We start from the raw sequence: 13,828 nt of genomic DNA, 5'->3' as shown, positions 1-13,828 counted from the left end.
TCATAGTGGGTAGGTCCTTAACAGAAACTCACCCTACAGGATTGGACAAGCGCGCCAAGTTTCACGCATTCGCGACATCGTCGGTCCATTCGCTTTCCGGAATGCCGAGAAGTTTGAGGATCGACGTCAGGCTCTCCCCGGCGATGCGCCCGTTCGCGGCCTCGCGCGCCTTGGGCTTGGCCCGATAGGCAACGCCGTAATCCGCCGCCGCCATCATCGGGATGTCGTTGGCCCCGTCACCTGTGGCGAGCACGCGCGCGCCCTCGCCCAGTCGGGCACGTTCCTCCTGCAGCGTCGCAAGCTTGGTCGAGGCATCGCTGACCGGGCCGGCGAGCAGCCCTGTCAACGCTCCGCCTGTGACGGCAAGCCGATTGCCTACGACGCGTTCGAAGCCCAGCTGATCGGCCACCGGATCGGCGAAGTGGTGAAAACCGCCTGTCACCAATACGGTCCGACACCCCCTGCTGCGCAACGTCGCGACGAGCGTGCGGGCACCCGCCACCGGGCGGATGCGTTCGCCCAGACAGCGGTCGATCGCGCCTTCCTCCAGCCCCTCGAGCAGGCCCACTCGCTCCCTTAGCGCGCTTTCGAAATCGAGCTCGCCCTGCATGGCACGCTCGGTAATTGCTGCAACCTTGTCCTTGATCCCGGCAAAATCGGCGAGCTCGTCGATGCATTCCTGCCCTATCATGGTCGAATCCATGTCCGAGACAAATAGCCGGGGGATCTCGATCTCATGGTCGGCCACCAGCAGGTCGCAATCGCCGAAATGCTCGATGAGGGTGGCGGTCAACGCTGCGTGATCGCCCTGCGGCAGCGAGAGCTGGAGCACGTCGCCGCAGAAATCGAGCATGCCTGCTATCGCCACCGGCATGTCCACCGCGGCGCAGGCCTCCATCGCCGCGTCGAGCCGTGTTTCCACGCCGTCCATGTCTGCTATCAGCCGGGCGATGAGCACCAATATGTCTCCAGATTTGAAACCGGTCGCGCTCATTGCAGGGCCGACCGCTAGCGGCAAGAGCGATCTCGCGGTCCAGCTCGGACAGAGGCTCGGGCGCGATGGCCGGCGCGGTGTGGTGATCAATGCGGACAGCCAGCAAGTCTATCGCGACCTGCGCATCCTGTCCGCGCGCCCGACCGAAGAGGAAATGGGCGGGATCGAGCACCGCTTGTTCGGCACTTGGGACGGAGCCGAGGCGTGCTCGGCAGCGGAATGGGCGGAAGCCGCCAAGCGCGAAATTGCCGGTGTTCATGCCACCGGAGGCGTGCCGATCCTGTGCGGCGGGACCGGACTTTATATACGTACGCTGCTCGACGGCATTGCCCCGGTGCCCGAGATCGATCCCGAGATTCGCCATGCCGTTCGCGCGCTCGATCAGGCAGAGGCCCGTGCAGCACTGGAAAGCGAGGATCCTGCCGCTGCTAAACAACTTGCGCCGGCCGATGCGTCCAGAACGACACGTGCGCTAGAGGTTGTCCGCTCGACCGGAAGGACGCTGGTCGAATGGCAGACGCTAAAAAGCGGAGGGATCGCTCGCGAAACCACACTGGCCCCATTGGTCGTCCTGCCGGAGCGTGAATGGCTGTTCGCACGGTGTGACCTGCGCTTCGAACGCATGATGGACACTGGAGCGATCGAGGAAGTCGAAGCGATCGAGGCGCGCGGTCTCGATCCCTCGCTTCCCGTGATGCGTGCAATCGGTGTGCCCGAAATCCGCGGCTTTCTCCAAGGCAATCTATCGCGTGCGCAAGCCATCGCTGCTGGCCAAACTGCCACGCGCAAGTACGCCAAGCGGCAGTATACCTGGTTCCGCAACCAACCGCCGGAGGCGTGGCCGCGCGCTGATAACAAAACTATCGTGGAGTGCGATTATTTTGTTTCTTTGTTTCACTCAGGTGGTTGACCGCGCAATCTATCGGGCGTATTCGGGAACCAGTCGGCCCGGCGCTCCAGACCCCAGCGCCGGGCCGATTTGTGTCTCTCAAATGCCCGAAACGGGTCGGAGGGTGGAGTGAGTACCGAGCGCAGCGGCGCCGCAATCCTGATCGAATGCCTCAAGCGGCAGGGGGTCGAATTCGTTTTCGGCTATCCCGGCGGTGCGGTCCTGCCGATCTACGATGAACTCTTCGCCGACAATGACATCCGCCACATCCTCGTTCGCCACGAAGCGGGCGCAGCGCATGCCGCGGAGGGCTATGCCCGCTCGACGGGCAAGCCCGGCGTGGTGCTGGTCACCAGTGGCCCGGGCGCAACCAATGCGGTCACGGGCATTGCCGATGCCTATATGGATTCCATTCCGCTGGTGGTGATCACTGGCCAGGTGCCGACCGCGCTCATCGGGACCGATGCGTTCCAGGAAGCCGACACGGTCGGCCTGACGCGCCACTGCACCAAGCACAACTATCTCGTGAAAGACCCCGAGCGGCTCGGCGCGACGATCGAGGAGGCCTTTCGCATCGCCACCACGGGTCGCCCCGGCCCGGTCGTCGTCGATATCCCGAAGGACGTGCAGATCGCGCTGGCGAGCTGGGATTCGCAGGACGACACCCCCCTGCCCTCGCATCGCTACCACCCCCGCATGGTCGGCGCGGCGGACGAAATCGCCGAAGCCGTGGACATGCTCGCCAAGGCCGAGCGTCCGGTGCTCTACACCGGTGGCGGGGTCATCAATGCAGGGCCCAGAGCAAGCGGATTGCTCCGCCGACTCCAGAACGTGACCGGCACGCCCGTCACCAGCACGCTGATGGGCCTCGGCGCCTTTCCCGCCGACCATCCCGATTGGCTCGGCATGCTCGGCATGCACGGCACCTATGAAGCCAATATGGCGATGAACCGCGCCGACCTGATCGTGGCAATCGGCGCGCGTTTCGATGACCGCGTGACCGGACGCCTCGATGCCTTCGCCCCGCAGGCGAAGAAAATCCACATCGACATCGACCGCGCGAGCATCAATAAGATCGTGCCGGTAGATCTAGGCATCGTCGGCGACTGCGCGCATGTGCTCGAACAGCTGGTCGAGGCCTGGGGCGGTCGAAAGCCTCAAGACCTCTCGGAATGGAAGGCCCGCATCCTGGGTTGGAAGGCGCGCGACTGCCTCGCCTATCCCGAACGCGGCGGCGATCTCATCATGCCGCAGAAGAGCGTCGAACGGCTGTTCGCACTGACGAAAGACCGCGATCCGATCATCACCACCGAAGTCGGCCAGCACCAGATGTGGGCGGCGCAGTATTTCGGCTTCATGGGACCGAACAAGTGGCTCACCAGCGGCGGCCTCGGCACGATGGGTTACGGCCTGCCCGCAGCCATCGGCGCTCAGCTGGGCAATCCCGACAGCCTGGTGATCGACATTGCGGGCGAAGCGAGCATCCAGATGAACATCCAGGAACTCGGCACAGCGAGCCAGTACCGCCTGCCGGTCAAGATATTCATCCTCAACAACGAATACATGGGCATGGTCCGCCAGTGGCAGGAGCTTACCTATGAGAGCCGCTATTCGAACAGCTATTCGGACAGCCTGCCCGATTTCGTGAAGCTCGCCGAATCCTATGGCTGGAAGGGAATCCGGATCGAGGATGAAGGCCAGCTCGACGCCGGAATCGAGGCGATGCTCGCGCATGACGGCCCGGTGATGGTCGATTGCCAGGTCGCGAAGGAAGCCAACTGCTTCCCGATGATCCCGAGCGGCGCGGCGCATACCGACATGTTGCTCTACGGCGACCAGGTTGGCGGCACTATGGACGACGAAGCGAAGGCGCTGGTGTGATGGGTATGGAGCAGAGAATCCCGCCGCAGTTTGCGGATCGCGCGGAACGCCGAGTGTGGTTCACGCGCGAGGACGCCGAAAGGCTGCTCGACTGGATCGAGGACAGCGGCCAACGGTTCTTGGGCATGGATGTCGCGCAGAAGCAGGAGGGCGATGCCTGGATCCTTCTGCCCGACAGCCTCGACCTCAGTCGCCAAACCGAGAATTTCGAAGCCGTGCGCCGCGGTCGCGATTTTCTCCGTGAGTACGACGGCGAAGGTCGCATGTTCGAGCCCGTGTGGCAGGACCGTAAGAAATGAAGATCGCGCAGCAGGCCGAAGAACGGCATGTCCTCAATGTCATCGTCGACAACGAGGCGGGCATTCTCGCGAAGATCGCCGGGCTGTTCACGGCGCGCGGCTACAATATCGACAGCCTGACGGTGGCCGACATATCCGAAGACCACGCGATCAGCCGCATTACGATCGTGACGCGCGGGCCGGAACCCGTGATCGACCAGATCCGCGCCCAACTCGAACGGCTTGTACCCGTGCACAAGGTCATCGACCTGACCGAGGAAGGCGCGCACGTCGAACGCGAGCTCGCACTGGTGAAAGTCGCCGGCAAAGGCGACAACCGCGTCGAGGCACTGCGCATCGCCGAACTGTTCCGTGCCAATGTCGTCGACACCACAACGCAAAGCTTCGTCTTCGAGATTACCGGCTCGCCGGACAAGATCGCAAGTTTCATCGCCCTGATGCGCGAACTCGGCCTCGTCGAGGTCGGCCGTTCAGGGATCGTGGGAATGATGCGCGGGGTAGGCGCGGAGTAGGATAATTCACCGCTTGCCATCCTCGCAAAGGCGGGGATTCCGCTTGTCCATTGCGGCAGAGCGACAAAAACAAACAAGAAAGCGTGGCCCCGTCTTCGCGGGAGTGACGATCGAAGAACAAAGGATCAAGAACGTGCAAGTTTATTACGATGCCGATTGCGACCAGCAGCTGATCAAGGACAAGAAGGTCGCCATTGTCGGTTACGGCAGCCAGGGCCACGCTCATGCGCAGAACCTACGCGACAGCGGAGTCGGCGAAGTCGTCATCGCTCTGCGCGAAGGATCGGCGACGGCGAAAAAAGCCGAAGGCGCGGGCTTCACCGTGAAGACCGTCTCCGAAGCCGCCGAATGGGCCGATGTGCTGATGATCCTCGCGCCCGACGAGCACCAGGCAGCCATCTATGCGGGCGAAGTCGCTGGCAAGATGAAGCCGGGCAGCGCGCTCGCCTTTGCCCACGGCCTCAACATCCACTTCGGCCTGATCGATCCGCCCGCCGACATCGACGTGATCATGATCGCGCCCAAGGGGCCCGGCCACACGGTGCGCGGAGAATACATCAAGGGCGGCGGCGTACCGTGCCTGATTGCGGTGCACCAGGAAAGCAGCCAGTCGGGCGACAACGGCTTCGCCAAGGCACTGGCCCTGTCCTACGCCAGCGCCGTCGGCGGTGGCCGCAGCGGCATTATCGAGACCGACTTCAAGGAAGAATGCGAGACCGACCTATTCGGCGAGCAGGCGGTGCTGTGCGGCGGGATCACCCACCTCATCCAGGCCGGTTTCGAAACGCTGGTCGAGGCCGGATACGCGCCCGAGATGGCCTATTTCGAATGCCTCCACGAAACCAAGCTGATAGTCGACCTGCTCTATGAAGGCGGCATCGCCAACATGCGCTATTCCATCTCGAACACCGCCGAATACGGCGACATCAAGACGGGTCCGCGCATCATTACCGAAGAGACCAAGGCCGAAATGAAGCGCGTGCTGGCCGATATCCAGTCGGGCCGTTTCGTGAAGGACTTCGTGCTCGACAACCAGGCCGGTCAGCCCGAACTGAAGGCAAGCCGCAAGGCGGCCGCCGCGCATCCGATCGAGCAGACCGGCGCGCAGCTGCGTGCGATGATGCCGTGGATCGGCGCCAACAAGCTGGTCGACAAGGACAAAAACTGAGCTAGGGTCGCGCTCATGGAGGGAGAGACCATGAGCGCGCCCGACACCCTGCCCTTTGCCTGCCAATGCGGAAAGGTAACCGGCGTCATCGAACAGGCGAACGCGCGGGAGGGCGACCGTGTGGTCTGCCACTGCGTCGACTGCCGCGACCTCGTACGGTACCTTGGACAGGAGGAGCGCGTTCTCGACGATCTCGGCGGCACCGACCTCTACCAGTCGCGCTGTGCACGGGTGAAGCTGCATTCGGGCCGGGACAAGCTCGCCAGCCTCCACATGACGGAGGGCAAGACGCTGCGGTGGTACGCCAGCTGCTGCAATTCCCCGATGTTCAACACCTACGCCAACGGCAAGGTGCCATACGTCACCACGATCCTCGCCAATGCCGATGCGGCGCGCCGCGATGCGTTGCTCGGCGCTCCTGTCGGGCATGTCTTCGCCGAACAGGCGACCGGCGATGCAAGCGGACTGGAGCTCATGCCCTTCAGCCGGTTGATGCGGCGCTTTTTCGGTCGGATGATCAGGGATCTCCTGGCTGGCGATAGACGGCGCAGCGCCTTGTTCGATCCGAAAACGCTCGAACCGATCGCCGAACCGATCAGGCTCTCGCCCGAACAGCGCGACAGCCTGCCTTAGTGTGATCGCAATTTGCGATGATCCCGACGGGAACAGGCGTTTCACGCCGGTTTTTTGTTTGTGAGCACCAACAGGAGGTCAGACGTGAAGAAGACGATCATCGCCGCGGCGCTTGCGGCCAGCGGAACTCTCGCCGTGACGGGCATTTCCGCGCAGGAGCGACCGCAAATCCCGGGTACGACGGACGTAAGCCGTGTCGAGGCCGGTACCTATGCCCTCGATCCCGCTCACACACTCGTCGGCTGGCGGGTCAGCCACTTCGGTTTCAATGACTATCTGGGCGTATTCGGCGATATCGAGGGTACGATGACGCTCGATCCAGCGAATATCGAGGCGTCCGAATTCGACATCGCGATACCGATCACGAGCGTCGCCGTACCGAGCGCGGAATTGAGAGATCACCTTCTGCGTCCCGGCCAGGATGGCGCCGAGCCCGATTTCTTCGGTCCCGATCCCGATGCCGCGCGCTTCGTCTCGACTTCGGTCCGGCAGACCTCCGATACGACCGCGGTGGTTACCGGGCAATTGACCATGAACGGTGAGACCCGCCCCGTAACCATGCTGGTCGAGTTCTCCGGCGCCGGCCAGAACCCGATGAACCAGAAGTCGACAGTCGGCTTCCACGCGCGCGCCACGATCGACCGCACGCAGTGGGGCATCGACTATGCCGCGCCGATCGTCGGTGCCGAAGTCGATCTCGACATCAGCGCCGCCTTCGAACGCCAGTAGAGTCCTCTCGACAAGCGCTTCGCGACGCGTCACGACCCGTCGCATGCGCTTGTCAGACTGTCACAATATAGACGATTTCCGCCGCCTTGCCCGAGCCAGGCTGCCCTGGCCGGTGTTCGACTATATCGACGGGGCGGCCGACGACGAGATTACCAAGGCGCGCAATACCGGCGCCTTCGACGAAGTCGATCTGGTGCCCGACGTGCTCGCGGGCGTCGCCGAGATCGACACTTCTTGCACGATCATGGGCCGCAAGAGCGGATTGCCGCTCATGCTCAGCCCCACCGCGCTCCAACGCGCCTTCCACCGCGATGGCGAACGGGCGGTGGCCAAGGCTGCCGAGAAATTCGGTGTGTGGTTCGGCATCTCCAGCCTCGCCACGCATTCGATCGAGGAGATCGCGGCGCTCACCGGCGGACCCAAGCTGTTCCAGCTCTACGTCCACAAGGACAAGGGGCTCAACGCCAGCATGATCGAACGCTGCCAGGCGGCGAATTTCGATGCGCTCGCGCTGACGGTGGATACGATCGTTTCGGGAAAGCGCGAGCGGTGCCTGCGTTCGGGCTTCACCACCCCGCCGCGGTTTACCGCTAGCGCGCTGTGGAGTTACGCGACGCGGCCGCGCTGGACGCTGGACTATCTCTTCGGGCCGAAATTCCGCCTGCCCAACCTCGACGGGCATGTGCAGGAAGGCACGGGCAAGGCGGTCAGCATCCAGGACTATTTCAACACTATGCTCGACACCGGGATGGACTGGAACACCGCAGCACGCATCCGGCAGGACTGGGGCGGGACCTTCGCGCTGAAGGGTGTGATGAGTGCCGCCGACGCACGGCGCGCGGTCGAGATCGGCGCCGATGCGATCTGGATATCCAACCACGGCGGCCGGCAATTGGACGGCAGCCGCGCGCCATTCGACCAGCTGCGCGAGATCGTCGATGCGGTAGGCGGCGAAATCGAGATCGTCCTCGATGGCGGTGTACGGCGCGGGACGCATGTGTTGAAAAGCCTCGCCGCAGGCGCGACCGCTGCCTCGGGCGGGCGACTCTACCTCTACGCGCTGGCGGCGGCAGGCCAGCCCGGCGTCGAACGCGCGGTCCGAATCCTCAAGGAAGAGATAGAGCGCGGCATGCGCCTGATGGGGGTGACGTCCGTCGACCAGCTGACATCCGACCGTCTCCGCTGGCGCTAGCTTTCAGCCCCGGTCATTGCGAGGAGCCGCAGGCGACGCGGCAATCCATGACACTTGGCTTGCCGTGAGCTCGGAATATGGATTGCCGCGCGGCTTCGCCGCTCGCAATGACTGAAAGTGAGCTTCAAACCAATTTGGCGAAGCAGGCGCGCAATTCGTCGACGAACAGGTCCGGCTGCTCCCAAGCGGCGAAATGGCCGCCGCGGTCGAGTTCGTTCCAGTAGACGAGATTGGTCAGCGTGCGCTCCACCCAGGCGCGTGGCGCTGGCAGAATTTCCTTGGGAAACGCGCTTGCCCCGGCGGGGATGGTCACCTTGCCCTGCCCGATCTTGCCGAAGCTTTCCCAGTAGAGCCGCGCCGCCGAAGCGCCGGTCGCGGGCAGCCAGTAGAGCATGATGTCGTCGAGCACCTGGTCCATCGACAGCGCCTCCCAGGGCGATCCGCCATTGTCGGTCCAGTAGTAGATCTTTTCCAGGATCCACGCGGCGAGCCCAACCGGAGAGTCGACCAGCGAATAGCCGATCGTCTGCGGCCGCGTGCTCTGCTGCTTGGAGTATCCCGAGTCCCATTCCTGGTAGAAACCGAGCCGTTGCATCGCCTTCAGGACTTTCGGATCCTTGCTCTGCACGTCCTGCGGCCCCGGACGCCCGATCGGCATGTTGAGGTGGATACCCTTGCACCCTGTCGGCGCTATCTGCCCTATGGCGGTGGTCACAGCCGCGCCCCAGTCGCCGCCCTGCGCGACCCATTGGGTGTAGCCAAGCCGCTCCATGAGCTCGACCCAGGCACTCGCAATCCGTTCCACACCCCATCCGGTGCCTTCCGGCTTGCCCGAGAAGCCATAGCCCGGAAGCGAGGGTGCGACGACATGGAACGCCATCACATCCGGGTCGGACGGCTCCGCCAGCTCGTCGATCACGCCTAGGAATTCGACCACCGATCCCGGCCAGCCATGGGTTATGACCAGCGGCATCGCATCCTCGCGCGAGGAACTCTTGTGCAGGAAATGGATGTCGAGACCATCGATCTCGGTCACGAACTGACCGATCGCGTTGAGCCGCGCCTCGCAGCGCCGCCAGTCGTATTCGATCCTCCAGTAGGCTACGAGTTCCCTCAGAGCCGCAAGCTTGGTCCCCTGAGACCAATCTTCGACCGGCTCCTTCTCGGGCCAGCGGACGTGGTCGAGCCGGTCGGCAAGCGCCACCAACTCGCCTTCTGGAATGTTCAGCTCGAATCGCCGGACCTCGCTCATATCTACTCTCCTGCGGCCTTCTTCGAGGCCGCCACGACGCGGCCGGCGTCGGCAAGCAGGATGGTGCTGGTCGCCTTGGCCAAGACCGTACCGGTCGCATCCTTGAGATGTCCCTCGTAGAAACTGGTCCGCTTGCCGTGCCGTTCGACCCACGCCTCGGCGATCACAGGGCCGGGCCGCGTGGGCGCGAAGAAACTGACCTTGAGTTCCAGCGTCATGGGTACGATGTCCTGCCCGTTCCTGGCCATCGCCGCATGTGCCATCGCGGCATCGATCCACCCGCTGATGAAGCCGCCTTGCACGACCCCGCCGGAATGGCACTGTTCGCGCTTGGCCTCGTACTCGAGACTCGCCCGCCCTTCGGGGTTCGTCGAAACGATGCGGATCAGCCCCATCGTCTCGTACAGCGAATGCGCTTCGGCCATGCTCTCTCCCTTCGTGAAACAATATGTCTCGCGATGCCCAAGCTTCTTTTGCTTTACAACCCCGGTAAGGCGCATCATAGCAAGAGCCATGCAACGTGCACTCGGACTGATTATCCTGCGACTTACACGCCCTTGGGCGTGATAGCTTGCGTGCCTGCCCGGGTGCGCTGAGCGCCCAGGGGACCCACCACCGTCGCAGAATTCCACAAGCTCCGAGATTTTCCCATGCCCATGCTCCGCGAACCGAGCGCCAAATATGCGCCCTTCCCGCAGGTTCCCCTGACCGACCGGCATTGGCCCACCCGCACCATCACCGCGCCGCCACGTTGGCTGTCCACCGACCTGCGCGATGGCAATCAAGCGATCGTCGACCCGATGGATGCGCATAAGAAGAACCGCTTCTTCGACCTGCTGGTCGAGGTCGGCATGAAGGAAATCGAGGTCGGCTTCCCCAGTGCGGGCGCGACCGAATTCGATTTCATTTCGGGTCTGGTCCGGTCGGGCCGGATACCGGACGACGTGGCGGTGCAAGTGCTCACTCAAAGCCGCGAGGACCTGATCCGCACCAGCTTCGCCAGCCTGACGGGCGCGAAACAGGCCATTGTTCACCTCTACAATGCGGTCAGCCCGGCATGGCGCGAGGTGGTTTTCGGCATGACGCGGGAACAGGTGCGCGACATTGCCGTGCAGGGCGCAACAGTCATGCGCGACGAAGCGGGCAAGCAGCCCGATACCGACTGGCACTTCCAGTATTCACCCGAAACCTTCTCGACCGCCGAGCTCGATTTCAGCCTGGAGGTTTGCGAAGCGGTGATGGAGGTGCTGGCACCGACACCCGAGCATCCGATTATCCTCAACCTTCCGGCGACGGTCGAGGCCGCGACGCCCAACATCTATGCCGACCAGGTGGAGTACTTCATCCGCAACCTGCCCCATCGTGAGAGCGCGGTTATCAGCCTGCATACTCACAACGATCGCGGCACGGGCGTCGCTGCGGCGGAACTGGCGCTGATGGCTGGCGCCGATCGCGTCGAAGGCTGCCTGTTCGGCAATGGCGAGCGCACGGGCAATTGTTGCCTCGTGACGATGGCGCTCAACATGTACACGCAAGGCGTTGATCCGAAGCTCGATTTTTCGGACATCGACCGGGTCATCGAAACCGTCGAATATTGCAATGAATTGCCCGTACACCAGCGTCACCCCTATGGCGGCGAACTGGTCTATACCGCCTTTTCCGGCAGCCACCAGGATGCGATCAAAAAGGGCTTCGCGGCGCTCGAAACGCAAAACGATCCGCATTGGCGCGTACCCTATTTGCCGATCGACCCGGCCGATCTCGGACGCAGCTATGAGGCAGTGATCCGCGTCAACTCGCAATCCGGCAAAGGGGGCTTCGCCTGGGTGCTCGAACAGGACCAGGGTCTCAAACTGCCCAAGAAAATGCAGGCCGATTTCAGCCCCCACGTCCAGCGGATGGCGGACGAACTGGGCCGCGAACTCGACGCTGCCGACATCTGGAGAGCATTCAGGCAAGCCTATCACGTCCAGACCGCCGACAAGCATTTCCAACTTGTCGATTACGAAGAACGCCGCGCCAACGACGGCACCCGCCTATTCACCGGAACGATAGCGGTAAAGGGACAAGAGCAGACCGTTTCGGGCCGCGGCAACGGCCTGATCTCTTCGGTACTGACGACCATCGAGGACGCATTCGGCCTGCAACTCGAAGTGATCGACTACACCGAGCACGCCTTGACCACCGGCCGTGACAGCCGTGCTGCCGCCTATCTCGAATGTCGCGATGCCAATGGTCGTACCATCTGGGGCTGCGGGATCGACGAAGACGTCGCCACGGCGAGCGTCAGGGCGGTGTTGAGTGTGGCCAATTCTGCAGTCGAAGCCGGTTAGTTCGCTACAGCGAAAGGAGGCGATTTCTCGTCGCCCGACGAGATGCCACCGTAGCGCCCCATGTCCTGTGCATAGCGCAGGCAGTTGCGACCCGCTGCCTTGGCCGAATAGAGCGGTCCGTCGGCAGCCTGCATCGCCATCGAAGAACTGCACCGTTCGGCGATCCGCGCGATGCCGATGCTGGCGGTGACGTTGAATGTCCCACCGTCATTGTCGGTCATGACATGCCGCTGAATTGCCAACCTCAGGCGTTCGCAGATTATCGAGGCGTGTTCCATCGCGGGGCCCACCGCGATCATTCCGAATTCCTCTCCGCCGAGACGTGCGAAGAAGCAATCATCGGTGGCATTCTCGCGCATGAGCTGGGCGATCTGCTTGAGCACGAGATCGCCGACCGCGTGACCGTATGAATCATTGACGCGCTTGAAATGGTCGAGATCGACCAGCGCGAAAGCGAAGGGTTGCTCGTCTGCGAATTCGAGCTGGGCCTCGAGGATATCGAGAAGCGCCCGGCGGTTTGGAAGCCCGGTCAGCGAATCGGTCCGCGCTTCCCACGAAGCCTGGAGCTCTTCGAGCTTGCGTTCGGTGACATCGCGGATTGTCACGACGAACGTGGATGCCTGTTGTTTCGACGGCTCGATCGCACGCAGCTTGGCTTCGAGCCAACGAGTCTGGCCACGCCTTTCGACAGAGCGCTCCATAATTTCCGTATGTCCCGGATATCGCGCCGCGGAATCGAGTGTGCCATCCACTATCGCCCGGTCGTAATCGCTGAAGAAAGCAGCCAGATGCAGTCCCTCCACTGCATCGCGTCCACTGAGACGGTTGGAAGCGGGCGAAGCGAAACGGATCATGCCCTCCCGGTCGAGGTGCAGCAGAGCATCGTCGGAATGGTCCGCGATCAGGCGCTGCATGGCCTCGCGGTCTGCAAGTGCTTCCATCAGGCGCTGACGTTGCTTGAGCGCGACTGCCAGCGGGAACGCCATTAACAGCAGGATGCTGAGATAGAATTGCAGGAACAGCGCCTTTTGCCACAGCGGGATCCCGAGTTCCGCGAAGACGCCGACACCCATGCCCAACGATCCGGCCGCGGCCACCGATATGATGAGCACAGCGATCGAAGCGCCGAACCGCTCCAAGCGGAAACTGGCAACGACCAGCGGAACGATCGGAAGAAATAGCGACGGCACAGTCGATTGCAGGAAGGCGATCGCCGAGATACCCAGCGTGAGCAAGATCATGGCGATGAAAGGCAGGACCCGACCCGGTTCGCGCACTCGCGCGAAGTCGGGTTTCTTGTAGGACGCCAGGAGCAGAGCCAGCGGGAGCACCAGCAATGTCCCGAGACCGTGACCCACCAGCCATGAGAAGGCATGATCGTGCCAGCCCCCGCCTACGATCCGGGTGACCAGGATACCGCCGGGGATCGCCGCCGCGGAAGGACCCACGATCCCTGCCAGAAGTCCCAGCGAGACGACGCCGCCCTCGCTTTCGATATAGTCGCGCTGCGGCCGGAAACGTACAAGCAGCCAGGCGATGAGCCAAGCTTCGAATATGTTTATCAGGGCGAGAGGGAATGCCCATTCCGGCCCGAATCCGAACAGGCTGGTCGCAAGCGTGCTGAGCACGATGAGGACGGCAGCCGCAACGAAATGCTTGCTACGCGGGATGGAGAGAAACAGCGCGGCCGCGATTGCGGTGCCGGGCCATACGAGTGCCAACCCACCTGCAAATCGCGTCCAGAAGATCGTCAAGGATGTTACGGCGAAGAATATCGCCGCATAGACGGCAATCCGTCCGATTGGAAACGTCATTCGATCGGTCACCCCCTTAGGACGGCGTTAGCCGGGCAGGGTTAACGGCACGGAGGACCATGGATGAGTAAAATCACTTAATGGGCGCCGCCGGGAGGACACGATCCGTGAGCTTGCTCGATCGCCGCGCCG

General features: G+C 62.9%; 13 protein-coding genes. 9 read left to right on the top strand and 4 right to left on the bottom strand.

What is annotated here, in order from left to right; genetic code table 11:
• Positions 1-61 precede the first annotated feature (61 nt).
• On the bottom strand, positions 62-958 hold the full coding sequence (gene serB / locus ACQY4G_RS12235; protein WP_421993654.1) for a phosphoserine phosphatase SerB: 897 nt from the start codon (positions 956-958) through the stop codon (positions 62-64).
• Here serB and miaA point away from each other — a divergent pair.
• The 8 genes from miaA (at position 951) to ACQY4G_RS12195 (ending at position 8,297) form a co-directional block, all read left to right on the top strand.
• Positions 951-1,904, top strand: a complete 954-nt coding sequence (gene miaA / locus ACQY4G_RS12230) for a tRNA (adenosine(37)-N6)-dimethylallyltransferase MiaA (RefSeq protein WP_421991244.1) — start codon at positions 951-953, stop codon at positions 1,902-1,904. The two genes, serB and miaA, sit on opposite strands and share 8 nt — an antisense overlap.
• A gap of 108 nt (positions 1,905-2,012) precedes the next feature.
• Positions 2,013-3,764: a biosynthetic-type acetolactate synthase large subunit gene (gene ilvB / locus ACQY4G_RS12225; RefSeq protein ID WP_421991242.1), complete on the top strand. Its 1,752-nt coding sequence runs from the start codon at positions 2,013-2,015 to the stop codon at positions 3,762-3,764.
• Positions 3,764-4,063, top strand: coding sequence for a hypothetical protein (locus tag ACQY4G_RS12220; protein ID WP_067688617.1), 300 nt, complete (start codon positions 3,764-3,766; stop codon positions 4,061-4,063). The genes ilvB and ACQY4G_RS12220 overlap by 1 nt, the downstream gene beginning before the upstream one ends.
• Positions 4,060-4,575 carry an acetolactate synthase small subunit gene (gene ilvN / locus ACQY4G_RS12215; RefSeq protein WP_067688612.1) on the top strand — a complete coding sequence of 172 codons (516 nt, stop codon included), beginning with the start codon at positions 4,060-4,062 and terminating at the stop codon, positions 4,573-4,575. The genes ACQY4G_RS12220 and ilvN overlap by 4 nt, the downstream gene beginning before the upstream one ends.
• Positions 4,576-4,708: 133 nt before the next feature.
• Positions 4,709-5,743: a ketol-acid reductoisomerase gene (gene ilvC / locus ACQY4G_RS12210; protein WP_421991240.1), complete on the top strand. Its 1,035-nt coding sequence runs from the start codon at positions 4,709-4,711 to the stop codon at positions 5,741-5,743.
• Between the two features lie 30 nt (positions 5,744-5,773).
• Positions 5,774-6,376, top strand: coding sequence for a DUF6151 family protein (locus tag ACQY4G_RS12205; RefSeq protein WP_421991238.1), 603 nt, complete (start codon positions 5,774-5,776; stop codon positions 6,374-6,376).
• A gap of 84 nt (positions 6,377-6,460) precedes the next feature.
• Entirely contained in the window at positions 6,461-7,105 is a 645-nt protein-coding gene (locus tag ACQY4G_RS12200; protein ID WP_421991236.1) for a YceI family protein, read from the top strand.
• A gap of 43 nt (positions 7,106-7,148) precedes the next feature.
• A complete protein-coding gene (locus ACQY4G_RS12195; RefSeq protein ID WP_421991234.1) occupies positions 7,149-8,297 on the top strand; it encodes an alpha-hydroxy acid oxidase in 1,149 nt (382 codons plus the stop codon).
• Positions 8,298-8,421: 124 nt separating this feature from the next.
• Here the strand turns inward: ACQY4G_RS12195 and ACQY4G_RS12190 are convergent, their stop codons facing one another.
• A complete protein-coding gene (locus tag ACQY4G_RS12190) occupies positions 8,422-9,549 on the bottom strand; it encodes an epoxide hydrolase family protein (RefSeq protein WP_421991232.1) in 1,128 nt (375 codons plus the stop codon).
• A gap of 2 nt (positions 9,550-9,551) precedes the next feature.
• A complete protein-coding gene (locus ACQY4G_RS12185) occupies positions 9,552-9,974 on the bottom strand; it encodes a PaaI family thioesterase (RefSeq protein ID WP_067690257.1) in 423 nt (140 codons plus the stop codon).
• 225 nt (positions 9,975-10,199) lie between these two features.
• Between ACQY4G_RS12185 and leuA the strand changes: the two genes are divergently transcribed.
• Positions 10,200-11,882 (top strand): 2-isopropylmalate synthase, encoded by a 1,683-nt coding sequence (gene leuA / locus ACQY4G_RS12180; protein ID WP_421991230.1) that lies wholly within the window; start codon positions 10,200-10,202, stop codon positions 11,880-11,882.
• Here leuA and ACQY4G_RS12175 read toward each other — a convergent pair.
• The gene (locus ACQY4G_RS12175) at positions 11,879-13,696 is read right to left on the bottom strand and encodes a sensor domain-containing diguanylate cyclase (RefSeq protein WP_067688598.1); all 1,818 of its coding nucleotides are present in this window, start codon (positions 13,694-13,696) and stop codon (positions 11,879-11,881) included. The two genes, leuA and ACQY4G_RS12175, sit on opposite strands and share 4 nt — an antisense overlap.
• Positions 13,697-13,828: the final 132 nt, after the last annotated feature.

The organism is Qipengyuania sp. (assembly GCF_965277845.1).
In the GTDB taxonomy this organism is placed as follows: Bacteria; Pseudomonadota; Alphaproteobacteria; order Sphingomonadales; family Sphingomonadaceae; genus Qipengyuania.
Note: the sequence above shows the minus strand (reverse complement) of the source record. Positions and strands in the feature narration are given on the sequence as shown.